Here is a 22,952-nt window from a genome sequence, read left to right as displayed (position 1 = left end):
GTCCGTTCCCTCGGCAGGCGCGGGCGGCTCGGTCCGCTGCGCACCATGGCTGGTGCGCCGGTCACGGCAGTAGGGTGCGCGGATGGCGACCCGTGAGCGTGAGATCACCGCACCCGTCGAGCTGTGCCGACCGGACGGGCGGCTCGACCCGGCGGCGGTCGGCTGGTCGCGCACCCCACTGCACCGCGGCAACCTGCGCGGTTGGGGACGCACCAAGCGGTGGGAGTACTGGTGCGTCACCACGCCCACCCACCTGATCGCGCTCACCGTCAGCGACCTGGACTTCCTCACCCTGGACACCGTCTACTTCCTGGCCTGGGACGAGCGCGGCGTCCACGAGGACCACGAACGCACCGCCCTCGCCCCGGGGCTGCCGTTCGGCGCCACCGCCCTGCCGGAGGGCATCGCCGGCTCCGGGGGCCCGTACGGCGGTGACCTCGTCGTGGGGCCGGAGCGTCCGAGCCGCCGTCGGGTGCGGGTGTCGATCCGTCAGGAACCCGGCGGCACACGGCTGCGGGCCCGTGCGCTGACCGCCGACCGGCGTCCGCTGGAGGTCGACCTGCTGGTCGCGCTCCCCGCCGGCCACGAGACGCTGAGCGTGGTCGTGCCCTGGGACGAGCGCCGCTTCCAGTACACCTCCAAGCACACCGCGCGCCCCGCCACCGGCACCGTCCGCCTCGGCGACCGCAGGTACGCCTTCGACGCCGACGCGTGGGGCGTCCTCGACCACGGCCGCGGCCGCTGGCCCCGCGCGGTCTCCTGGAACTGGGGCGCCGCCTCCGGCCGCACCGACGGCCGCACGGTCGGCCTCCAGTTCGGCGGCCGGTGGACCGTCGGCACCGGGGCCACCGAGAACGCCCTCTGCGTCGACGGCCGCCTCAGCAAGCTCGGCACCGAACTCACCTGGCAGTACGACCTGGCCGCCCCTCTCTCCCCCTGGCGGATCCGCACCCCCGACTCCGACCAGGTCGACCTCACCTTCACCCCCTTCCACCACCGCCACACCCGCACCGAAGCCGGCCTGATCGCCAACCGCACCGACCAGTGCTTCGGCCACTACCGCGGCACCATCCGCCCCGACGACGGCGCGACCGTCGCCGTCGACGGCCTGCTGGGGTGGGCGGAGGACGTCCGGATGCAGTGGTAGCCGCCTCCGTCGGCCGGTGCGGGGCCCGTTCGTTGGTGGACCGACCGGCCGCCGGGCTACCGTCCGTCCCGTGAACCCCGCTGCCCCGCACTCCTGTCCGCTGCACGGCCCGGGCCTGGACCCCGCCGTGCTGGTCGGCCGTCGACTGACGGGCGTGGTGGCGTCCTGGTACAGCTACGAGGGCGAGCGCGCGGCCGACCCCGTGGTGGTCTGGCTGCGCGACGACCGCGGTGGGTGCACCTTCGTCGCGACCGGCAGTGACTGGTGTCTGATCGTCAGGGACGAGCAGCCCCACCAGGACGTGGACCTGGGTGAGTGGGGCCGTCTGGACGTCCGGCCCGCACCCGTCGAGACCCCGTTCACCCCGCACCTGGGCCGACCCGTCCTGGCCGCCCGGGCGGAACACGACCCGTGGACCGGCCGCATCGCTCTCGAACTCACCTTCGCCACCGGCACCGTCCGATGCGACGCCTGGGAGGGCGACCTGCGCCTGACCGCCGTCGACGTGGCGTGACCGGCTTCCCGGGACGGTCCGGCCCCGTGCCCCGGTGGTCAGGAGGAGGGGACGACCCGGGCGAAGTCGTGGTGGGCGGTGAGGGCCTGCTGCCATTCGAGGCGGCGGATCAGGCGGTGGACCACCAGGAGCGGGATGACACCCAGGACGCCGAACGACATGTCGATGAATTGCCAGAAGAGCGGGATGCCGCGGAGCGGTCCGCAGACCAGGGCGAGCGGGATGACCGCGCCGCAGGCGATCATCGCCCAGCGGATCACCCAGACGTTGCGGACCGGGTCCTTGAGCGGGCCCCAGAACGCGAGCGCGATCACCAGGTGGGCGAAGGCCAGCCAGTCGGTGCCGTAGGCGAGGAAGGGGTGGCGGCCGTAGCCGTCGGCGACGCCGGCCTGGACCCGGTCGACCCAGGAGCCGAGGGCGGGGAGCGCCTCGGCCAGGCCGAGGTGGTGGGTGAGGGAGCGGAGCAGGCCGGTCTCGGTCCGGAGCGGGAAGGCGGTCAGTCCGGCCAGTACCAGGCAGGCGATGAAGAGCCAGAGCCAGCGGCGGATGCGGCGGCGGGTCAGGGCGGTCTCGGTGACGGGCGCGGTGGCGGCGGCGTCCGTGGGACCGGTCAGGACGGCGGCAGTGCGGGACAAGGTGGAACTCCCCCCTCGATGCCGGTGCCGGAATGGCACTCGGTGTCACGCAAGGACTCTAGACCTGAATTTGAACACGTTCAATAGCGCTGGACAGCTCCCCCGAAAGGGGGCGTTTCGGACCTGTCCGCGGAAACCTCTAATCTTGTCCACCGTGACCGCCATCGCAGACCAGCCCACCCGGCCCGCCCCCGGCCCGGCCGCCGACGAGGGACTAGCCCGTCGGCTCAAGGCGCTGGCCTGCACCGCTCCGCTGCACGACCTGGACAGCCGGAAGGTCAACCTGGCCGGTGAGTACGCCTCGTACACGATGGCGGAGATCGGTCTGGCCGCGATCGACCTGGTCACGCTCAACATGGACTTCGACACGGGGGCCGACCGCGACATAGTGCTGGGCCGGCTGCTGCCCCGGATCGCCGCCCAGAACCCGCGGCGGACGGGCGCGGAGCACGAGCGGGTGGCCCGCTGGGTGCTGGAGTCGCTGATCAACGTCGGCAGCGTGGACCGCGGCTTCCGCGCCGTCTACGGCACCTTCGGGCCGGACGGCGAGTACACCCGCCGCGACTACGACTTCAAGCTGATCGAGGAGGTCCCCGGCCAGGACGGCGGGGTCTACCTGCGCACCACCGACGAGGCGGTCAACGTCCTGGTCGGCGCCCTCGACACCGACGTCACCTCGGCGCAGATCGCGGCGGAGGTCAAGCTCGAGGTGCTGATCCGCCGCGGCCGCCTCGCCGACGCCCAACTCGCCGCCGAGCAGGCCCGGTACCGCACCGTCCAGTACGCCGAGACGCTGCGCCGCGCGCTGGAGGCGACCCGCCGCAACGTCCGCGCGGTGGACTGGATGGAGACCGTCCCGGACCTGATCGACGAGGCGCTCGACCACATCGCCGACCGCTACCGGCACGAGAACGCGATCCTCACCAACATCCGCAAGGCCCGCGACGAGAGCGTGGACGCCGAGCACAAGCGGCGCGCCGCCGAACTGGTCGACATCGTCAAGGACTGCATCCGCCGGCACACGCAGCTGCAGACCAGGCTGCTGGAGGCCGGTCCGCTGTTCCGCGCCGAGCAGGACCGGCAAGCGTTTTCCGCACCCACCGCGCGCACCGGCATCGACCTCTACGGTCAACTCCTCGCCCCGGTCCTCACCCTGCCGCTCGCCGACGCGACCCGGCCCACCGACGCGTTCTTCGCCCGCGGCACCGGACTGCGCACCCCGGTGTCCGTCCGGGTCGCCGACCTGGTCGACCTGCTGCTCACGCCGCCGGTGGAGCGCGAGCACCTGGGCGCCGAACTGCCCGAGCCCGACCTGGTCGCCACCCCTGACGACAGCCGCTTCTCCGAGGCCCAGCTGGAGAGCGCCCTCGACCTGCTCGACCTGCCCGCCGACGCCCCCCGCCGGCTCTCCGGCCTGCTCGCCGACGCCCGCAAGCGGGGCGCCGACCAGGGCGAGGACGGCGAGGAACTCGCCTACCTGGTCGCCCTGCTGGCCGTCCACGCGGCCAGCCCCCCGGTCGGCACCGCCTACCGCCAGGGCGAGCAGCGCCTGCTCTTCGCGGTCGACGACGGCACCCGCCTCGACGACCCGGGCTTCGGCGGCGCCGACCTGATCGTCGGCAGCGCCCAGCTGGACGCCGCCGGCATGGCCGCCGACCGCAAGGACGCGGTGTGACCCGCCACCGCCACCGCCTCCGGCGCACCCGCCCTGATGTCACGTCAGCCCGCCACCGCCGGCGCACCTGCCCTGAGGCCACGTCAGCCCGCCACCGCCGGCGCACCTGCCCTGAGGCCCCGTCGCCCCACCGCCTTCGGCGCACCCGCCCTGACGCCCCGTCACCCCGTCGCACCGCGACGACCCCTCACCCGCCCGGCCGCCTCCGTACCCCCACGTCCGGTGTCCGAGCCGCCCGTACCTCCCGTGCCGCAGGCACCCCTCGTACCACCCGCACCGAAGGAGCCCCGTCATGACCACCAGCAGCGAGGCGTGGGCGCCGCAGGAGACCGAGTCGCCCGCCGCGTCGGCGGCGCTCAGCCCGGCGGACGTCGCCGAGGCCGCCCGGCTGGTCTCCTTCGGGCTGCAGGCGAAGCTGCTGCCGGCCCGGGACGCGGAGTACGCGGAGCTGGTCCGCCGCTACCGGGAGGACCCGTCGTTCGGGCGGCTCGCGGACGCGGTGGCCACCGGCATGGGCCTGGTGGTGCTGGAGGTGTCGCCGCGGGCCGGCATGGCCGTCGCGGCCGCCGAGGACTCGCTGTTCGCCGTCCGGATGGGCGACTACTCGCGGCGCGCCGCCTCCGAGTCCGCGGACCGCTTCCTGCACGGCCTGGCCCACCTCGCGGTGGCCGCGCTGGCCTTCCCCCGCCCGGAGGACCTCGCCGACGACGGCTACCTCGGCCGGGTCACCGTCAACGGCGTCGACGCGTTCGTCCGGCAGGCCTGCCGGCGGCTGGAGGAGCGGGCCGAGGAGCAGGGCAGCAACACCGACCCGGCCAGCGACGCGCCCGGGCTGGAGGCCGCCTGGCGGGTGTGGTCGCGCCGCTCGGCGACCGGCGCGACCAAGGACGCGCGCCGGCTGGCCGGCTCCACCACCGGCATAGTCTCCAAGGCGGTGTCCTTCCTGGTGGAGTCCGGGTTCCTGCAGAAGACCTCCGACGACGCCGGCGGCACCTACCGCACCACCGCCCGTTACCAGTTGCAGGTCCGCGACCTGGCGGGCGGCGCCGCGATGGCGGAGCTGCTGGACCTGGGCGTCGTCCCGGTCAGCGACGGCAGCGCCTCGCTGCTGCCGCCCGACGAGAGCGAGGAGCTGGTGGCCGACGCCGGCCTCCCGTTCCACGCGCTCTGACCCCCCTGTCACCCCAGCTGAGACCGCTCCAGGAGAACCGCCGCACATGTACGAGCTGAACCGGGTCCGCCTGTACTCGATCGGGCCGGCGGGCGCCCGCTACGCCGACACGGTGCTCGACCTGCGCGGGGTCGGCGAGCCGGTGGCGCAGCCGCAGCCCCAGCAGATCGGGCTGTTCGGCGAGGAGCCGGAGGGCCCGCAGCGGCGGCCCGCGCCGGCCGGCGTGCTGTTCCTGGAGAACGGCGGCGGCAAGTCGGTGCTGCTGAAGCTGATCTTCTCGGTGATGCTGCCCGGCCACCGCAACACCCTGGGCGGCGCCTCGTCCGGCGTGCTGCGCAAGTTCCTGCTCGCCGACGACTGCGGGCACGTCGCCCTGGAGTGGCAGCACACCGTCACCGGCGAGCTGATCGTGGTCGGCAAGGTCAGCGAGTGGCGCGGCCGCCAGGTCTCGTCCGACCCGCGGAAGTTCGCCGAGCTCTGGTACTCCTTCCGGCCCGGCCCCGGCCTCACCCTGGACTCGCTGCCGGTCGCCGAACGGATCAGCCTGGCCGGTGACCAGCAGGCCCGCGGCCGGCGCCGCACCATGAAGGGCTTCCGCGACTCGCTCACCGAGGCCGCCAAGGCGTACCCGTACCTCGACGTCACCTTCGAGGAGATCCACGACCGCTGGAACGAGCACCTCGGCGCTCTCGGCCTCGACCCCGAACTCTTCCGCTACCAGCGGGAGATGAACGCGGACGAGGGCGAGGCGGCGGGCCTGTTCGCGGTCCGCAACGACGCCGACTTCACCGACCTGCTGCTGCGCGCCGTCACCGACACCCGGGACACCGACGGTCTCGCCGACCTGGTGCACGGCTTCGCCGCCAAGCTCGGCCGGCGCGCCGAACTCACCGCCGAACGGGACTTCACCGCCGGCTCGGTCGACCTGCTGCAGCGGATCGTCGACGCCACCGCCGCCCGGGAGACCGTCCGCGAGGGCCACCGCGCCGCCGAACGCCGCACCCGCAAGCTCGCCTGGTCGCTCAGCGCCCGCTCCACCGTCGAACGCGACCGGGCGCACGACCTGGCCGTCGAGGTGGCCGCCGCGGCGGGCGCCGTCACCGCCGCCGAGACCGACCGCACCCGGCACTCCCTGATCGTCTCCGAGCTCAGCTACCGGCACGCCACCCTCGGGCTGGAGGCGGCGACCGCCGACGCAGCCCGGCTGCGCCGCGAACTCACCGACGCCCGCGCCCAGTTCGCCGCCTGGCAGGCCGCCGAGGCGGTGCTGCGGCACCGGGCCGCCGCCGACCGCGCGGCCCGGGTCGCCGCCGCCATCCGGGAAGCCGAACTCGACGCCGCGCCCGCGCTCGCCGCCCGCGCCCAGGCCGCCGGGGCGCTGGCCCGCGCGCTGGAGGCCGCCGCCGCGTCCGCCGAGGCCCGCGCCGACCAGGAGGAGCTGCGCGCAGGGGAGTTGCAGGAGGACGGGGCCGCCGCGCAGGCCGAGGCGACCGCCGCCGCCACCGCCGCGCAGAAGGCCCGCTCCGAGGCCGAGCACCTGCGCCAGCGGCTCGCCGAGGTCGAGCAGGAGACCGCCGCCGCGGTCGAGGCCGGCTGGATCGACGACTCCGGCGCCGAACCCGACCCGGCCCGCGCCGCGCTGCACGCCGCCGACGCCGAACGCGCCGCCACCGAGGAGCTGGAGCAGGCCCGCACCGCCGCCGAGCAGACCGCCGTCCGGGTCCGCGAGGCCGGTGCCGCCGAGGCCCGCGCCGAACTCGCCGCCGCCCGCGCCACCGACGCCCGCGCCGCCGCCGAGCGCGCGCTGGCCGCCGAACACCGCACCGCCGCGCAGCTCGCCGCCGAGGACCGGCTCGCCGAACTCCTCGCGCTGAGCCCGTACCAGGACGGCGGCGAGGAGACCGAGGGATTCCTGACGCCCCGTCAACTCGACGCCAGCGCCGAGGACCTGCGCGAGCTGCTGGACCAGTCGGTGGCGACCGCCGAGCGCACCCTGTTCGACCTGCGCACCGCCGCCGCCGACGACTCCCGGATCCTCGCCGCGCTCGGCGACGGCGGCCTGCTGCCGCCCGGTCCGGACGTCCTCGCCACCGTCGAGTACCTCGGCGAGCACGGCATCCCGGCGCTGCCCGGCTGGCGCTACCTCGCCCAGTCCGTCGACCCCGCCGACCACGACGCCATCCTCGCGGCCCGGCCCGAACTCGTCGACGGCGTCGTGGTCACCGACCCCGCCTCGCTCGACCGGGCCCGCGAGGCCCTCGCCGCGGCCGCGCTACTGCCCCGCTCCACCGTGGCGGTCGGCACCTCCGCCGCGCTGATCGCCCCCATCGAGGGCGAGCCGGGCTTCTTCCTGGTGCCGCCGAACCCGGCCATGCACAACGAGATCGCCGCGGACGACGAGCGCCGCGAGCTGCGCGCCCGCGCCACCGCCCGCGAGGAGCACATCCGCGAACTCGCCGCCCGCCTCGGCGGCGACCGCGCGCTGGCCGCCCGGCTCGCCTCCTGGCACGCGAGCAGCCCGCCCGGCACCCTCGGCGACCTCGCCGAAGCCGCCGCCGCGGCCGCCGAGCACGCCGCGGTCGCCGCCGCCGAACTCGCCACCCTGCGCGCCGACCACACCGAGGCCGAGGCCGAACACGCCGCCGCCGCCGCCCGCCACGAGGAGTGCCGGGAGACCGCCCAGCGCACCCGCCGCCGCGCCGACGCCCTGGCCGGCCTCGCCTTCCGGCTGCGCGAGCGCGCCAACTGGACCCGCCGGCAGCGCGAACTCGCCGACGACGCGGCCGAGTGCGAACGCCGCCAGGCCGTCTGCGCCGAACGAGCCCGCACCTGCGACGAGGACCGCCGCGCCGCCCAGCGCGCCGCCGACGACGCCCGCCGCACCGGCCGCACCCTGCGCGGAGAACGCGCCGAGATCGCCGCCGTCGACGCCGCCGACCTCGCGGACACCCCGGCGGACGCCCCCGCCTCCTCGCTGCCCGCGCTGCGCGAGGCCTACCGGGCCGCCGCCCAGCTGTACGAGAAGGTCGGCGTCGGCGCCGACCTGCGTGCCGAGCAGGCCCGCGCCGAAGGCGACGAATCCGCCGCCGCAGCCGAGTTGGACCGGCTCAGCAACAAGGTCAAGGCCCGCGCCGAGGAACTCCTGGTCAGCCCCGACGGCGCCGACGGCCCCGCCCGGCAGGCCGCCGCCGCCCGCGCCGAGGAACTCGTCACGCTGATCGAGGCCCGGTCCGGCGCCGCCTCCGAGGAGGTCGGCCGCCTGCGTGGTGACGCCGAGCGCTCCGCCCCCGTCAATGGCGACGCCCACACCGAACTCCCCGAGGACCTGCTCCCCGCCGACCCCGAGCACGCCCAGGCCCTGCTGCGCACCGCCACCGCGCTGCTCGCCGAGCGGCGCGAACGCGTCGACCACGCCCGCACCGAGCACGCCGAACTCCAGCGGGCGCTGGAGCAGGCGCAGGCCGCCGCCGCCGACTTCGAGGAACTCGCCGGGCAGCTGCGCGACTCGCTCCGCGACGCCGGCGAGGAGCACGACCAGGCCGCCGACGCCTACCTCGGCGGCCTGGCCGCGGCCCGCTCCGCCGTCGCCGACACCCGGCGCGCCATGCGCGGCGCCGCCACCGAACTCACCGGCGCCGAACTCGCCGTCCGGGACGCCTCCGACGCCCTGGTCCGGCACGCCAACGCGGCCCGCTACGAGGCCGTCCGCACCCCCGCCCGGCAGCAGATCCGCGAACTGCCCGCCGCCGCCCTGCCCGACCACGCCGCCGCCTGGGCCGCCGCGTTCGCCCCCCGGCTGCGCGTCCTCACCGACGAGCTGGCCCAGCTGGAGCGCAACCGCAGCTCGATCGTCGACCGGCTGCGCGGCCTGGTCGAGTCGGCCCTCGCCACGCTGCGCGCCGCCCAGCGGCTCTCCCGGCTCCCCGAGGGCCTCGGCGAGTGGTCCGGCCAGGAGTTCCTGCGGATCCGCTTCGACGACCCCGACCACGCCGTCCTGGTCGAACGCCTCGGCGAGGTCATCGACGAGGCCACCCGAGCCGCCGTCAAGAAGAACTCCGACCTGCGCCGTGACGGCATGTCACTGCTGCTGCGCGGCGTCGCCGCCGCGATCGGCCCCAAGGGCGTCTCGGTGGAGATCCTCAAGCCGGACGCGGTGCTGCGGGCGGAGCGGGTGAGCGTCGGCCAGATGTCCGACGTGTTCTCCGGCGGGCAGCTGCTCACCGCCGCCATCGCCCTCTACTGCACGATGGCCGCGCTGCGCGCCAACGACCGCGGCCAGTCCCAGCTCCGGCACGCCGGCACGCTCTTCCTCGACAACCCGATCGGCCGCGCCAACGCCACCTACCTGCTGGAGCTCCAGCGCGCCGTCGCCGACGCGCTCGGCGTCCAACTCATCTACACCACCGGCCTGTTCGACACCACCGCGCTCGCCGAGTTCCCGCTGGTCATCCGCCTGCGCAACGACGCCGACCTGCGGGCCGGCCTCAAGTACATCTCCGTCGAGGAGCACCTCCGCCCCGGCCTCCCCACCCCCCAGGACCCGGACGGCCCCACCATCCACGGCGAGATCACCGCGACCCGGATGTTCCGCAAGCCCGAAGAAGCCTGATAGGGGCGCCAGGGGAGGTTCCCCCAGCGCCCCCGAGGGCGTCTCTGACGGAGCGTCAGTTCCGGGTCGAGACGGTCACCGAGGCGACCCGCAGCGGGTGGCCCGGTTCGGTGGCCGGGCTGAGCGGACTGCCGTACGCGGTGGGCAGGTTGCCGCCCACCGCCAGGTTGAGGATCAGGAACATGCCGTGGTGCACGGCCTGGTCCCAGGCGGCGGGGTCCACCTGTGCGGAGGTGACCTCGTGGTACTCGCGGCCGTCCACCAGCCAGCGCACCGTCTCGGGGGTGACCGAGCGGTCCACCTCCACCGTGTAGGTGTGGAACGCGCCCCAGCAGTCGGCGCACGGCTGCTCGCCGGAGCCGAGGCCGTTCGGCTCCCGGCAGGGGCCGCCCGGGGTGGTGCCGCAGTGCAGGGTGCCGAAGCCGCCGTGCCCGCCGACCGACTCCAGGACATCCAGCTCGCCGACGCCCGGCCAACCGGTGTACCCGTCGCGGAGCTTGCCGCCCAGCGCCCAGAACGCCGGCCAGTAGCCGCCGGCCGCGGGCCCGGACACGGCCGGGAGCGCGAGCGAGGCCTCGATCCGCAGCACCCCGCCCGCCGGCGCCGCCAGGTCCGCACGCCGGGTCTCGATCCGCCCCGACGCCCACCGGCCGTCGGGGCCCCGCGTCGGCACGATCTCCAGCGAACCCCGGCCGTCCAGGCGGACGTTGGCGGTCGAGTCGGTCATCGTCTCGACCTCGCCGGTGCCCCACTGCGCGGCGGGGCAGCCCGGGTAGCAGGTGCCCAGGTCGTACTGCCACAGCGCGGGGTCGGGCCGGGAGCCCGCCGGGCCGTCGAACTCGTCGTGCAGCAGCGTCGTCCACCCGCTGCCGAACACCCCGTCCTCGGCCAGGAGTTGGTCGAGTCGCGGGGCGAGCACGACGGCCGCCGTGTTGGTCAGGTGCGAGTCGTCGCGGTACAGCAGGACGTGCTCCAGCACCGCCGGGCAGCTGCGGCCCGCGCCGGGGCAGAGCACCGGGTTGACGTCCAGCACCCGCACCCCGGGGAGCCGGCCGGCGGCGACCTCGTCCGCCACCGGGTCCGTCCACAGGGCGTCGGCCCGCGGGAACTCGCAGGCGGACGGCGCGTCGGGGTGGCCGGAGACGCAGGCGGGCACGTCCCGCCCGGGGATCGGCGTGTCCTTCAGGTAGACGATCGGGACGCCCAGCTCCCGCAGCGGGGTCAGGGTCTGCTGCCAGCCGCGGAGCAGCGCCTCGCGGTCGCCGGTGTACCGGTTGAGCGAGGAGACGACGATCAGCTTCGGCTTCGGGCCGTCCTTCAGCCGGGCCAGCGCGGCCGTCCGCCAGCTGTCGCACTCGTGGTAGGTGCGGCCCAACTGCGGGTTGGTGACGGTGAGTTGCGGCAGCGGGCAGCCCTGCTTGACCAGCTCCTCCAGTGCCAATCGGTGCTGGGCGGCGACCCCGAGCAGCGGGGAGAACCACTGGCCGGCGTGCGAGTCGCCGAGCAGCACGATCCGGTCCTCGCCGGCGCCGAAGCGGCACGGCGGGCTGGTGACCGCCTCCGGGGCGACCTCGCAGGCGCCGTCCGGCGGGAAGTCCTGCCGGGCCTGCACCGGGTTGGGCACCGTCGGGGCGCTCGCGGGCGGCGGAGCGAGCAGCAGGCTGCGGCCGTCGCGCGCGCCGGGCGGCAGGCCGGCCGGGTCCGGGGGAGTGGCGGGGCCGAGCGCCCGAATGGTGCCACTGCCGACCACCAGGGCCAGCAGCACCGGGAGGATGACCGCGGTGAGCCCCAACGACAGTCCGCGGCGCGGGATTTCACCGAGCACCCGGCTGCTGCGCAGCGGCTGCTCCAGCCAGTGCAGGGCGGCCAGTGCGGGCAGCGCGGCGGCGGCGGTGAGCGCGACCTTCACCGGCCAGTCGAGGGTGCCCCAACGGGCCTCGGCGAGCACCAGCACCGGCCAGTGCCACAGGTAGAGGTTGTAGGAGAGCCGTCCGATCGCCCGCGGCGCGCGCAGCGCCAACAGCCGTCCCACGGTGTGCCGTTCACCGGCCAGCAGGACGGCCGCGGTGCCGAGGGTCGGCAGCAGCGCCGCCCAACCGGGGTACGGCGTCCGGGAGTCGAAGAGCAGCACCCCGGCGAGCACCGCCGCCATGCCGCCCAGGCCGCACAACTCCCGTACCGCCCGCGGCAGGCGGCGCACCGGCAGCAGGGCGATCAGGGCACCGGCGGCGAACTGCCAGGCGCGGGTCGGGGAGGAGAGGTAGGCGCCGGCGCTCCAGTGCAGGGAGAGCCAGAAGGACGCGGCGGCGAACAGCGTGGTCAGCGCGAACAGGGTGCGTCGGCGCCAGGCCCAGCGGGCGGCGAGGGCCAGCAGCGGCGCCCAGAGCAGGTAGAACTGCTCCTCGACGGCGAGCGACCAGAAGTGCAGCAGCGCGCTCGGGTCGCGGCCGGCCGCCAGGTAGTCGGTCTGTTCGCTGATGAACCGCCAGTTGGCCAGCGACAGCGCGGAGGCGAGCACGTCGCGTTCCAGGTCGGCGCGGCGCAGCGGGGCGGTGAGCAGGGCGCCGAGGACGGCGACGACGGCGAGCAGGACGGCGGCCGAGGGCAGCAGCCGGCGGGCCCGGCGGGAGTAGAACTCGGCGAGCCGGACCCGTCCGGTGGCGAGGGACTCGCCGCGCAGCAGGCCGGTGATCAGGTAGCCGGAGATGACGAAGAAGACGTCGACGCCGACGAAGCCGCCGGCCATCCCGGGGACGGCGGCGTGGAAGCCGAGGACGGCGAGCACGGCGACGGCCCGCAGGCCCTCGACGTCGGGTCGGAACGCGGGCCTGGCGGGCGCGGGTGGCGCCGCCAGGACGGTGAGCGGGGCGGTGCTGGTGGACACGGGTTCGTGGACCTTTCAGCCCAGCCAGGGCAGCATCGGCGCCGCCCAGCCGGAGGCGAGAACGGCGATCAGGGCGAGCGTGCTGGTCACCGCGAGGGCCTCCGGCCAGCGCCGGGGCCGCATCGCCGGGCGGCTGCCCGACTCGCCGAACTCGGCTTCACGGGGCCGCAGTTCGGCGTACAGGTCGCGGATCAGCGGCAGCCCGAGGTGGAGTTGCACCGCGAGGTAGAGGCCCAGCCCCCAGGTGGTGGTCCAACCGTGCCGGGAGGTGGCGACGGCCAGGCCGAGCGCGGTCGCGGCGAGCGTGCCGGTGGTCCAGAGCAGCGAGACCTGCAGCACCCGCCGGGCCATTCCGCCGGACGAGCCCGGCTTCGCGGCGCCGGTCGGCACCCACGCGGCGCTGCGGCCGCGCAGGGTGTGCCAGAACGCGGCGCCCGCGGCGAAGCTCATCAGCACGTTGGCGCGCAGCACTTCGGAGCGCCAGCGGGTGCGGCTGACCCGGGGCAGCAGCACGTGCCACAGCCACAGCAGGGAGAGCATCGGCAGCACGTACCAGGCGCGCACCTCGCCGGGGAAGCCGAACAGCATGACCAGCGGCGGCAGCGGGGCGGTGAGCACGTTCACCGCGGCGGCCAGGTAGCCGACGATGCCCTCGTCGAAGCAGCGGCGCATCCGCCAGGTCATGGCGCGGCGGGTGGGCCGGTCGCCGATCAGGTGCAGGTTGCCCATCGCCCAGCGGTACTGCTGGTTGACGAAACTGGTGGTGGACTCCGGCGAGGTGCCCTTGGCGACCAGCACCGGCACGTACCGGGTGGTCCAGCCGCGCTGGTGCAGGGCGAGGCCGGTGTACATGTCCTCGCTGTGGTCGAGCCGGGCGAAGCCACCGGCGGCATCGATCGCGGCGCGCCGGTAGACGGCGTTGGAGCCGCAGCAGATCGCCGCGTCGCTGGCGTCCCGGGAGGGCTGCACCCAGCGGAAGAACCACTCCTGGGCGGCGCCCGCGGCGCGCTGCACCCAACCCATCGAGGCGTCGGTGTCGAAGCACTGCGGGCTCTGCACGATGCCCACCCGCGGGTCGCCGAAGTACGGCAGCAGGTGGCGGAGCAGGTCGGCGCGCGGGGCGAAGTCGGCGTCCAGGATGGCGATGTACTCGGCGCGGCTCAGGGTGAGCGCGTGGTTGAGGTTGCCCGCCTTCTTGAACTCGCCGCGGTTCGGCCGGACCACGTAGTGATATCCGAACTCGGCTGCCAGCTCGGCGACTTCGGCCCGGTCGCCGTCGTCGAGCACCCACACGTCCAGGCGGCCGGGGTGCTCCAGTCGGGCCACCGCGCGGTAGGCGTTGGCGAGGACGTCCAGCGGTTCGCCGCAGGTCGGCAGGTAGAGGTCGACGGACGGCGGTTCGGCGGGCCGCCAGGCGGCGGCCAGCAGTTCGTGGCCGGCCCGCGTGAAGCGACGACGGCGCAGCCCGTTCAGGCAGGTCAGCGCGAGCGCGACCAGGTTGACGCCGAGAACGGCGAGGAACGGCCAGAGGACGGGCGTGCGCAGCGAGAAGGTGAACATGGTGCCCGCGCTGAACAGGAAGGCGAGCGAGGAGAGCAGCGGGACCCAGCGGCGCTGTGGTCCGAAGTACCAGTAGAGCTCCTGGTCGGATGGTGGTGACGGAAGGTGATTGACAGTCATAAGGCCCCCCACGGCCAGTCATTGACACCTGTCACCGCCAGGCTACCTGATTGGTATAGACCAAATCGCCACGCAGGATGAACACTGGCGCAACGCGGATGAAGCCCGCGTGACCAGGCATGATCGCGTCAACAAGATCGCAGACCGGCCCCTGGCCCGCCCCGTGCGACCCCGCGACCAGGCATGGCGAACTCCGCGCTCGGGTTCCCGCCTTCGGCGCATGCTCGGGCTTCCGCCTTCGGCGTTCGGGTTCCTGCCTTCGGCGTTCCGTGCCTTCGGCGTTCCGTGCCTTCGGCGTTCCGTGCCTTCGGGTTCCCCGCCTTCGGGGTCCCGTGCCTTCGGGTTCCCCGCCTTCGGGGTCCCGTGCCTTCGGGTTCCCCGCCTTCGGGGTCCCGTGCTCGGGCTTCCGCCTTCGGCGTTTCGTGCCCGGGCTTCCGCCTTCGGCGTTCCGTGCTCGGGTTCCCGCCTTCGGCGTTCGGCGCCCGGGCTTCCGCCTATGGCGTTCGGGTTCCCCGCCTTCGGCGTTCCGGGCTCGGGCTTTCGCCTTCGGAGTTCCCTGCCTTTGGCGTCCCTGCTCGGGCTCCCCCCGACCGGAGTCCCGTGCCCGGGTTCCCTGCCTTCGGCGTTCCCCGCCTGCGGTCGGTGTCGCGGGTCTGTCCGGAGCGGTTAGTGGGCTGCGTCGGTGCGGGCGGCGGTGACGATGGAGTCCAGGAGGCCGGGGAAGCGGGTGGCCAGGTCGGCGGTTCGCAGCGAGTTCATCTTGGAGGTGCCGCGGCGGCACTGCCGGATCAGGCCGGCCTCGCGCAGGACCCGGAAGTGGTGGGTGAGCGTCGACTTGGTCACCGGCACCTCGAAGGCGAGGCAGTTGAGCTCGGTGCCGCCGGCATCGGCCAGTTCGGCGACGATCCGCAGCCGGCTCGGGTCGGCCAGTGCGTGCAGCACGCACTCCAGTCGGAGCTCGTCGGTGGCGGGCTCCGGCAGTCGGCCGGGGGGCTCCTCGTGGGCAGCGGTCACCGGGCCATTGTACGAAAGGTCTCGTAGTTTGACAGCCGTCGTAGTACGGCGCGTATCGTACGACTGGAAACCGCCCCTGGACCGCAGGAAGGACGGGCTGCCGTGAGCGTCCTGTTCGAGCCCATCACCCTCCGCTCGCTGACCATCCCCAACCGGGTGTGGATGAGCCCGATGTGCATGTACTCCGCGCTCCCCGAGGGCCCGGACACCGGCGCGGCCACCGACTTCCACCTCGCCCACCTGGGCTCCCGGGCCGCGGGCGGCGCCGGACTGGTGATGGTCGAGGCCACCGGCGTCCGCCCCGACGGTCGGATCTCCCCGTGGGACCTCGGGCTGTGGAACGACCGCCAGCAGGAGCAGCTGGCCCGGGTCGCCGCGCTGATCAGCGCGCACGGCTCCGTCCCCGCGATCCAGCTCGCCCACGCCGGGCGCAAGGCCGCCACCAACAAGCCGCTGCTGGCCGGCGGTCCGCTGACCGCCGAGGAGGGTGGCTGGCCGGTGGTCAGCGCCTCCGCGGTGCCGTTCAAGGACGACTACCCCGTCCCCGCCGAGCTGACCGAGGCCCAGATCGCCGAACTGGTGCAGGACTTCGCCGCCGCGGCCCGCCGCGCAGCCGAGGCCGGCTTCCAGGTCGTCGAGGTGCACGGTGCGCACGGCTACCTGATCCACCAGTTCCTCTCGCCGCTCAGCAACCGCCGCACCGACGGCTACGGCGGCGACTTCGCCGGTCGCAGCCGCTTCGCCCGCGAGGTCGCCGCTGCCGTGCGCGCCGTCTGGCCCGCCGACCTGCCGGTCTTCTTCCGGGTCTCGGCCACCGACTGGGTGCCCGAGGAGCCCAGCTGGACCGTCGACGAGGCGGTGCTGCTGGCCAAGGAGCTGCAGGCCATCGGCATCGACCTGATCGACGTCTCCTCCGGCGGCCTGGTCCCGAACGCCCAGATCACCATCGAGCCCGGCTACCAGGTTCCGCTGGCCGAGCAGATCCGCCGCGAGGCCGGCCTGCCGGTCAACGCGGTCGGCCTGATCACCGAGCCCGCCCAGGCCGAGCGGATCATCACCGAGGGCAGCGCCGACGCCGTCATGCTCGGCCGTGAGCTGCTCCGCGACCCTTACTGGCCGCTGCACGCCGCCCGCGAGCTCGACGTCCCGCGCCGGTGGCCCGCCCAGTACGGCTTCGCGGTCGAACCGCGCCGCTGACCCGCCGTCACCTGCGCGCCGCCGTCCGGTCCCTCCGGGCGGCGGCGCGCAGGCGCGTGCCGGTCAGGCCGCGACCGGGTCGACGTCCGGCTCCGGCACCGGCTCGACCATGAACGCGCCCAGCGCCACCCCCGGCAGCGGCACCGCGGGCAGCAGCGCCAGCACGCCCTGCGGGCCGTGCGCCTGCGCGACCAGGCCGAACAGCGGAGCCAGCAGCCCGCCCACGCTCACCGCCAGCCCCAGCGTCACCCCGGCCGCGGTGCCCGGACGGTTCGGCAGGTAGTCCTGGCCCAGCTTCACCAGCACCGCGAACGGCAGGTTCAGCATCGCCCCCGCCAGCGCCGCGAACAGCAGCGGTGCCCACTGACCGGGCGTCAGCCGCAGCAACAGCAGCGCCGGAGCGGCCAACACGGTGCCCCACTGCGCGGTGCGCACCATGCCGATCCGGTCCGCCAGCCGCCCGCCGCCGAGCGTCCCGGCCACCCCGCCCAGCAGGAAGCTGGTCAGCGCCGCGCCCGCCAGCAGGTGCGAGGCGTGCAGGTGGCGCAGCCAGTACAGCTCGATGAAGGTGCTCACCCCGAAGAACGCCACCGAGCGGACGATCTCCACGCCCGTCAGCACCATGAACGGCCCCCAGCGGTCCTTCCCGGCCCGCCGCGCCCCGCCGCCGACCTGCGCGTGCGTCCGGTGCCGCGCCCGGAACAGCACCGCTGCCATCACCAGCGCGGGCAGCACGAACACCGCCGTCGCCCGCACGCCCCACGCCGCCAGCAACGGAGTTGCCAGCACCGGCGCCAGGAAGAACCCGGCGCTGCCACCCGCCGCGAAGACGCTCATCGCCCCGGCGCTGTCGCCCGCCGCCTCCCGCGCCGAGCGTCCCGCCGCCGGGTGGAACGCCGCCACGCCCAGCCCCGAGAGCAGCACCAGCGCCCACACCAGCGGATAGCCGTCCGCCAGCCCGCTCAGCCCCACGCCGACCCCGGCCAGCGCCAGCCCCGCCGCCGCCAGCCACGGCAGCCGCCACCGGTCCACGGCCAGGCCCACCAGCGGCTGCGGCACCGCACTGCCCAGCGTCGCCGCCAGCGTCAACCCGCCCGCCGCCACGTACCCGTACCCGCGCTCCAGGACGAAGTACGGCACCACCGCCGGCACCAGGCCCTGGTACAGGTCGTCGACGGCGTGCGCCGTGCCCCACATCCGCATCCGCCGCCACACGCCGGCCGTCCCGTTAGCCGCGTTCGTCCTACCAGTCGTACCGGTCGTACCCGTCGTACTCGTCGTACCCGTCCCGCTCGTCATGCGCCCAGCCTGGCGGCAGCCGCCCCGTGCGGGCTTCCGATACTCTGCCAATCCCTGTCGCCAACCCGCCACGCTTCCGGGAGCCGCCGATGGACGCCGCCCCGCGGCAGGAGACCGGACCCAGCCGGCACCCGCTCTCGCACCGCGAACGCATCGACTGGCACTGGCACGACGTCAACCAGCTGATCACCCCTGGGCTCGGCGTGCTCCGGGTCAGCACCCCGCACGGCGACTGGGTGGTGCCGCCGCACCGCGCCGTCTGGCTCCCCGCCGGCGTCCCGCACACCCACCAGGCCCACGGGCCCAGCGAGTTGCGCTGCCTGATCTACCCCGCCGCCACCAACCCGCTCCGGCTCACCGCGCCGGCCGTGCTCGCCGCCACCCCGCTGTTGCGCGAGATCATCGCCCACCTCACCGGCCCCGACGCCCCCACCGGACGGCCCGCCCGCACCCTCGAACAGGCCGCGCTCGACCAGCTCTCGCACGCCCCCGAACTCCCGCTCGGCCTCCCGCAGCCCACCGACCCCCGGCTGCGCGACCTCGCCGCGCTGCTCACCGCCGACCCCGCGGACGACCGCTCGCTCGCCGACCTCGGCCGCATCGTCGGCGCCGCCGAACGCACCCTCAGCCGGCTCTTCCGCCGCGACCTCGGCCTGAGCTTCCCGCAGTGGCGCACCCAACTGCGGCTCCAGCACGCCCTGGTGCTGCTCGCCGAGGGCCGCTCCGTCACCGCCACCGCGACCGCCTGCGGCTTCCACACGCCGAGCGCCTTCATCGAGGCCTTCCGGCACGCCTTCGGCACCACCCCGGGCCGCTACCGCCAAGGTGGAGCAAGCCCCAACTAGACAGCAGTCAGGCCGCCGCACCGCGGCGGTAGGACGAGGGGCGGTCGTTCCGCGGCTTCTCGCGGCTGCCGTCCAGCGGGCCCGCCGAGTTCGGCTCGCGGCGCCGGGAGGCCGCCACCTGGCGGGAGACCACCACGTCGATCAGGCACCAGGCGGTCACGAACACGCCGGCTCCCATGGCGGTCAACGCCGGTGTCAGCAGGCCGGTGTGGGACCACGAGGCGAGTACCGCCACGATCACCGTCACCACCGTGAACGCGAACGCCAGGCCGGCCCGCACCGCTGCGGCCCGCACCTCGTCCGGCAGCCGACCGCGCCGCCGTCCGGCCATCGCCAACCCCCCGTCGCCCGTGCGTACTTCGCACGCTCCCCAAGCGTGCCCGATCGGGGCGAGGCTATTCCGCCATTGCGCTGAATCCCGCGCAAAGCGGGCGTGTCGATCTGACGGCCGATCAACTCCGGGGCCGGGCGGTGCTACCGGGGCAGGGTGGCGTCCAACTCCTCCAGCGCACCCACCACGATCGTCCGCATCGCCTGCTCGGCCAGCTCCGGGCGGCCCGCGCAGATCGCGTCCGCGACCTCGCGGTGCAGCTGCACCGCGTACTCGCGCGGCCGGTGCGGCATCAGCCGGTGCTCGGTGCGGCCGGTCAGCACCGCGCCGACGGTGTCCTTCAGGTGCGCGAACATCTCGTTGCCGGAGGCCCGCAACACCGTCGCGTGGAAGGCGATGTCGTGCTCCAGGAAGCGTTCGAGGTCCGCCGCCCGGGCCGTCACCGTCAACTCCACCGCCAGCGCGCTCAACTCCCGCCGGTCGTCGTCGCTCGCGTGCCGGGCCGCCAGGGCGGCCGCCGCGGGCTCCACCGCGACCCGTAGGGACCCCAGCGAGCGCAGCTGCGCCGACCGGTCCGCCCCCGCCAGCCGCCACCGGATCACCAGCGGGTCGAAGACGTCCCACTCGGCGCGCGGTTGCACGGTGATCCCCACCCGCCGCTTCGGCGCGACCATCCGCATCGACTCCAGGATCCGCACCGCCTCCCGGACCACCGTCCGGGAGACCCCGTGCCGCTCCTCCAGCTCCTCCGCCCGCAGCACCGTGCCCGGTGCCAGCTCCCCGGAGGCGATAGCCGGCCCGAGCTCCCCCAACAACCGCCCCGCGAGCCCCTGGATCTCCATCGGCCCAGCCTATCGGGCCCACCCGGCGGGGCAGTCTGACCGGCCGGAGCGGTAAAAGTATGACGATTATGTTGCGGCCGCTTGAATAAGTCATATCTTTGCGCCAAGGTTGCGCACGGAACAGGCAAGAACAGGAGCACCACCCATGGCTCTCAGCGCCGAGAACCAGCCGCCCGTCATCGTGGTGATGGGCGTCTCCGGAGTCGGGAAGACCACCGTCGCCCAGCTGCTCGCCGATCGCCTCGGCCTCCCGTACGGCGAGGCCGACGACTTCCACCCGGCGGCGAACATCGCCAAGATGAGCGCCGGCATCCCGCTCGACGACCAGGACCGCACGCCGTGGCTGCAAGCCCTCGGCAGCTGGCTGGGCGAGCGGAACCGGGCGGGCACCGGGGGAGTGGTGACCTGCTCCGCCCTCAAGCGGAGCTACCGCGACATCCTGCGCGCGGAGTGCCCCGACGCCTTCTTCCTGCACCTGAGCGGCAGCCACGACCTGGTCGGCGACCGCATCGCCCACCGGACCGGGCACTTCATGCCGCCGTCCCTGCTGGACTCCCAGTACGCCGTGCTCGAACCGCTGCAGACGGACGAACGCGGCGCCGTGCTGGACGTCGGCGCCGACCCCGACACCCTGGTCGACCAGGCCGTCGCCGCGCTCCACCACTAATCGTCACCCCGCCGCTCCCGCCCTCCCCCGGGCGGCAGTGGCGCCCGTCAATGGAGACCTCGCGTGACCCCCACCCTGCTGGCCGCCGGCGCACCGGCGCTCCCCCACACGTCCAGCAACACACAGCTGCTGGTCGCGGTGCTGCTGAGCATCGGCGCGATCGTGCTGCTGATCACCAAGCTGAAGCTGCACCCCTTCCTGGCCCTGACCCTCGGCTCGGGCCTGCTCGCCGCCGTCGCCGGCGCCCCGTTCGACAAGCTGCTGAGCAGCTTCTCCACCGGCTTCGGCGCGACCGTCGCCAGCGTCGGCCTGCTGATCGGCCTCGGCGCGATGCTCGGCAAGCTGCTCGCCGACTCCGGCGGCGCCAACATCATCGCGGACACCGTGCTGGCCCGGACCGGCCCGAAGATGCTCCCGTGGGCGATGGCGCTGATCGCGGCCGTGCTGGGCCTGCCGCTGTTCTTCGAGGTCGGCGTGGTGCTGCTGATCCCGATCGTGCTGCTGGTTGCCCGCCGCGGCAACGTCCCGCTGATGCGGATCGGCATCCCCGCGCTGGCCGGCCTCTCCGTGCTGCACGGCCTGGTCCCCCCGCACCCCGGCCCGCTGGTCGCGGTCGACGCGCTCAAGGCCGACCTCGGCGTCACCCTGGCGCTCGGCCTGCTGGTCGCCGTCCCCACCCTGATCATCGCCGGACCGCTGTTCTCCCGCGTCGCCCAGCGCTGGGTCGGCCCGCTGGAGATCCCCACCGACACCGCCCCGGTGGAGACCACCAAGCACGAGAAGACCCCGCGCTTCGGCGCGGTGCTGGCCACCATCCTGCTGCCCGTCGTGCTGATGCTCGGCAAGGCGCTCGCCGACGTGGTGGTCGACGACCCGAAGGCCCTGCCGCAGCGGATCTTCGACTTCATCGGCTCCCCGCTGATCGCGCTGCTCGCCGCGACCCTGCTCGGCATGGTCACCCTCGGCCGCGCGGCCGGCTTCGACAAGGCGCGGATCTCCCAGACCGTCGGCTCCGCGCTCGCCCCGATCGCCGGCATCGTCTTCATCGTCGGCGCGGGCGGCGGCTTCAAGCAGACCCTGATCGACGTCGGCGTCGGCAACGCGGTCAGCGAGTGGTCCGGCAAGTGGCACGTCTCCGCGCTGCTGCTCGGCTGGCTGATCGCCGTCCTGATCCGCCTGGCCACCGGCTCCGCCACCGTCGCCACGATCACCGCCGCGGGCATCGTCGCCCCGCTGGCCGCGAACATGTCCTCCACCCACTCCGCGCTGCTGGTCCTGGCGATCGGCGCCGGCTCGCTGTTCTTCTCGCACGTCAACGACGCCGGCTTCTGGCTGGTGAAGGAGTACTTCGGGATGAGCGTCGGCCAGACCCTGAAGTCCTGGTCGACCATGGAGACCGTGATCTCGGTGGTCGCGATCGCCCTGATCCTGCCGCTCAGCCTGATCGTCTAGCCGACTGACGGCACGTCACCCCGCAAACCGCGACGCCCTCCGGATTCCCGCTTCTCACCGGAGGGCGTCGCCGTGCGTTCCCGCCGCCGCTCAGCGCCGCAGCAACTCGCCCGTGCGCTCGCGCACCTCCGCGGTGTCCAGCCCACGCACCGTCAGCGTGGTCCGCCGCCGCAACACGTCGTCCACCGTGTACGCCCACTCCTGCTGCGCCGCGTACACCACCTGCGCCCACACGTCCGGCCCGTCCGGGTGCACCCGCTCGCCGAGTTCGGGCCGCTCCGCGATCAGGCGGGCGATCTCGAACGAGAGCGTGCCGTAGTGGGAGGCGAGGTGGCGGGCGACCAGCGGGTCCATCCGGGAGCCGGGCTCGTGGTCGATCATCAGGCGGTGGGCGACGGCGTTCGGGGCGCCGATGCCCGGCAGCGGGACGGTCGCCGGGAAGGCCGACACGTCCTCGGCCAGGCCGACGCCGGGGGCGTGCTTGAGCTTGTCGAGCACGACGCGGCCGATGTGCCGGTAGGTGGTCCACTTGCCGCCCGCGACGGAGAGCATCCCGCCGCGGCCCTCGGTGACCACGGTCTCGCGCTTGGCGGCGGCGGTGTCGCCGGGTCCGCCGGGCAGCACCCGCAGGCCCGCGAAGGAGTAGGTGATGTCCTCGCGCCTGAGGTGCTCGTCGCGGATCGCGTGCCCGGCCTCGCCGAGGATCTGGTCGATGTCGGGCTCGGTGGCGCGGACGTCCAGCGGGTCGCCGGTGTACTCCTCGTCGGTGGTGCCGAGCAGGACGTGGTCCTCCCACGGTATGGCGAACGAGACCCGGTACTTGTCGATCGGGATGGTCAGCGCCGCGCGCCAGGGAGCCTGACGGCGCATCACCAGGTGCGCACCCTTCGACAGCCGGATCGACGGGGCGGCGCCCGCGTCCTCCAGGCGGCGCAGGTGGTCGACCCAGGGGCCGGTGGCGTTGAGGACGAGGCGGGCGTCGATGCCGAA

The 22,952-nt window shown here is 74.5% G+C and carries 17 protein-coding genes; 9 read left to right on the top strand and 8 right to left on the bottom strand.

Annotation, left to right across the window (positions count from 1 at the left end; all coding sequences use genetic code 11):
- The first annotated feature begins 82 nt into the window (after nucleotides 1-82).
- Together ACWD4U_RS21495 and ACWD4U_RS21490 are read left to right on the top strand one after the other, a co-directional pair.
- Nucleotides 83-1,147, top strand: a complete 1,065-nt coding sequence (locus ACWD4U_RS21495) for a DUF2804 domain-containing protein (protein ID WP_363459220.1) — start codon at nucleotides 83-85, stop codon at nucleotides 1,145-1,147.
- 70 nt (nucleotides 1,148-1,217) lie between these two features.
- Complete coding sequence (locus ACWD4U_RS21490; protein WP_363459219.1) at nucleotides 1,218-1,661, top strand: hypothetical protein; 444 nt, start codon at nucleotides 1,218-1,220, stop codon at nucleotides 1,659-1,661.
- Nucleotides 1,662-1,699: 38 nt separating this feature from the next.
- Here ACWD4U_RS21490 and ACWD4U_RS21485 read toward each other — a convergent pair whose 3' ends face one another.
- The gene (locus ACWD4U_RS21485; RefSeq protein ID WP_363459217.1) at nucleotides 1,700-2,296 is read right to left on the bottom strand and encodes a hypothetical protein; all 597 of its coding nucleotides are present in this window, start codon (nucleotides 2,294-2,296) and stop codon (nucleotides 1,700-1,702) included.
- Nucleotides 2,297-2,450: 154 nt separating this feature from the next.
- On the opposite strand from ACWD4U_RS21485, the gene ACWD4U_RS21480 reads away from it, so the two are divergent.
- From ACWD4U_RS21480 to ACWD4U_RS21470, 3 genes are all read left to right on the top strand, one after another.
- Nucleotides 2,451-3,971, top strand: coding sequence for a hypothetical protein (locus ACWD4U_RS21480; protein WP_363459215.1), 1,521 nt, complete (start codon nucleotides 2,451-2,453; stop codon nucleotides 3,969-3,971).
- A gap of 292 nt (nucleotides 3,972-4,263) precedes the next feature.
- Entirely contained in the window at nucleotides 4,264-5,142 is an 879-nt protein-coding gene (locus ACWD4U_RS21475) for a hypothetical protein (protein ID WP_363459213.1), read from the top strand.
- Between the two features lie 46 nt (nucleotides 5,143-5,188).
- On the top strand, nucleotides 5,189-9,751 hold the full coding sequence (locus tag ACWD4U_RS21470) for a hypothetical protein (RefSeq protein ID WP_363459212.1): 4,563 nt from the start codon (nucleotides 5,189-5,191) through the stop codon (nucleotides 9,749-9,751).
- Between the two features lie 55 nt (nucleotides 9,752-9,806).
- On the opposite strand, the gene ACWD4U_RS21465 is transcribed toward ACWD4U_RS21470, so the two are convergent.
- The 3 genes from ACWD4U_RS21465 to ACWD4U_RS21455 all read right to left on the bottom strand — a co-directional run bounded on the left by ACWD4U_RS21465 (nucleotide 9,807) and on the right by ACWD4U_RS21455 (nucleotide 15,329).
- Nucleotides 9,807-12,635, bottom strand: a complete 2,829-nt coding sequence (locus ACWD4U_RS21465; RefSeq protein ID WP_363459210.1) for an SGNH hydrolase domain-containing protein — start codon at nucleotides 12,633-12,635, stop codon at nucleotides 9,807-9,809.
- 15 nt (nucleotides 12,636-12,650) lie between these two features.
- The gene (locus tag ACWD4U_RS21460) at nucleotides 12,651-14,315 is read right to left on the bottom strand and encodes a glycosyltransferase family 2 protein (protein WP_363459209.1); all 1,665 of its coding nucleotides are present in this window, start codon (nucleotides 14,313-14,315) and stop codon (nucleotides 12,651-12,653) included.
- A 666-nt stretch (nucleotides 14,316-14,981) separates the two neighbouring features.
- Nucleotides 14,982-15,329, bottom strand: a complete 348-nt coding sequence (locus tag ACWD4U_RS21455; RefSeq protein WP_363459207.1) for an ArsR/SmtB family transcription factor — start codon at nucleotides 15,327-15,329, stop codon at nucleotides 14,982-14,984.
- Nucleotides 15,330-15,431: 102 nt separating this feature from the next.
- Between ACWD4U_RS21455 and ACWD4U_RS21450 the strand changes: the two genes are divergently transcribed.
- Nucleotides 15,432-16,526, top strand: a complete 1,095-nt coding sequence (locus tag ACWD4U_RS21450; RefSeq protein ID WP_363459205.1) for an NADH:flavin oxidoreductase/NADH oxidase — start codon at nucleotides 15,432-15,434, stop codon at nucleotides 16,524-16,526.
- A 63-nt stretch (nucleotides 16,527-16,589) separates the two neighbouring features.
- On the opposite strand, the gene ACWD4U_RS21445 is transcribed toward ACWD4U_RS21450, so the two are convergent.
- Nucleotides 16,590-17,723: an MFS transporter gene (locus tag ACWD4U_RS21445; RefSeq protein ID WP_363459203.1), complete on the bottom strand. Its 1,134-nt coding sequence runs from the start codon at nucleotides 17,721-17,723 to the stop codon at nucleotides 16,590-16,592.
- A 191-nt stretch (nucleotides 17,724-17,914) separates the two neighbouring features.
- On the opposite strand from ACWD4U_RS21445, the gene ACWD4U_RS21440 reads away from it, so the two are divergent.
- Nucleotides 17,915-18,670, top strand: coding sequence for a helix-turn-helix transcriptional regulator (locus tag ACWD4U_RS21440; protein WP_363459201.1), 756 nt, complete (start codon nucleotides 17,915-17,917; stop codon nucleotides 18,668-18,670).
- Nucleotides 18,671-18,677: 7 nt separating this feature from the next.
- Here ACWD4U_RS21440 and ACWD4U_RS21435 read toward each other — a convergent pair whose 3' ends face one another.
- Both ACWD4U_RS21435 and ACWD4U_RS21430 read right to left on the bottom strand, forming a co-directional pair.
- Nucleotides 18,678-19,001, bottom strand: coding sequence for a hypothetical protein (locus tag ACWD4U_RS21435; protein WP_363459199.1), 324 nt, complete (start codon nucleotides 18,999-19,001; stop codon nucleotides 18,678-18,680).
- Nucleotides 19,002-19,144: 143 nt separating this feature from the next.
- A complete protein-coding gene (locus ACWD4U_RS21430) occupies nucleotides 19,145-19,843 on the bottom strand; it encodes a FadR/GntR family transcriptional regulator (RefSeq protein WP_363459197.1) in 699 nt (232 codons plus the stop codon).
- Nucleotides 19,844-19,988: 145 nt separating this feature from the next.
- Between ACWD4U_RS21430 and ACWD4U_RS21425 the strand changes: the two genes are divergently transcribed.
- Both ACWD4U_RS21425 and ACWD4U_RS21420 read left to right on the top strand, forming a co-directional pair.
- The gene (locus tag ACWD4U_RS21425; RefSeq protein ID WP_363459195.1) at nucleotides 19,989-20,510 is read left to right on the top strand and encodes a gluconokinase; all 522 of its coding nucleotides are present in this window, start codon (nucleotides 19,989-19,991) and stop codon (nucleotides 20,508-20,510) included.
- Between the two features lie 63 nt (nucleotides 20,511-20,573).
- Nucleotides 20,574-21,962: a GntT/GntP/DsdX family permease gene (locus tag ACWD4U_RS21420; protein WP_363459194.1), complete on the top strand. Its 1,389-nt coding sequence runs from the start codon at nucleotides 20,574-20,576 to the stop codon at nucleotides 21,960-21,962.
- A gap of 90 nt (nucleotides 21,963-22,052) precedes the next feature.
- On the opposite strand, the gene ACWD4U_RS21415 is transcribed toward ACWD4U_RS21420, so the two are convergent.
- Nucleotides 22,053-22,952: FAD-dependent oxidoreductase (locus tag ACWD4U_RS21415; protein WP_363459192.1), on the bottom strand; the 900-nt coding region annotated here is incomplete at its 5' end.

Source organism: Kitasatospora sp. NPDC002522, from assembly GCF_053595195.1.
Note: the sequence above shows the minus strand (reverse complement) of the source record. Positions and strands in the feature narration are given on the sequence as shown.

Excerpts from the sequence above, each read along its gene's own strand:
- ACWD4U_RS21495 (WP_363459220.1), top strand. The coding sequence starts at position 83 with ATGGCGACCCGTGAGCGTGAGATCACCGCACCCGTCGAGCTGTGCCGA.
- ACWD4U_RS21460 (WP_363459209.1), bottom strand. The coding sequence starts at position 14,315 with ATGACTGTCAATCACCTTCCGTCACCACCATCCGACCAGGAGCTCTAC.
- ACWD4U_RS21430 (WP_363459197.1), bottom strand. The coding sequence starts at position 19,843 with ATGGAGATCCAGGGGCTCGCGGGGCGGTTGTTGGGGGAGCTCGGGCCG.
- ACWD4U_RS21475 (WP_363459213.1), top strand. The coding sequence starts at position 4,264 with ATGACCACCAGCAGCGAGGCGTGGGCGCCGCAGGAGACCGAGTCGCCC.
- ACWD4U_RS21445 (WP_363459203.1), bottom strand. The coding sequence starts at position 17,723 with ATGTGGGGCACGGCGCACGCCGTCGACGACCTGTACCAGGGCCTGGTG.
- ACWD4U_RS21470 (WP_363459212.1), top strand. The coding sequence starts at position 5,189 with ATGTACGAGCTGAACCGGGTCCGCCTGTACTCGATCGGGCCGGCGGGC.
- ACWD4U_RS21440 (WP_363459201.1), top strand. The coding sequence starts at position 17,915 with ATGGACGCCGCCCCGCGGCAGGAGACCGGACCCAGCCGGCACCCGCTC.
- ACWD4U_RS21435 (WP_363459199.1), bottom strand. The coding sequence starts at position 19,001 with ATGGCCGGACGGCGGCGCGGTCGGCTGCCGGACGAGGTGCGGGCCGCA.
- ACWD4U_RS21425 (WP_363459195.1), top strand. The coding sequence starts at position 19,989 with ATGGCTCTCAGCGCCGAGAACCAGCCGCCCGTCATCGTGGTGATGGGC.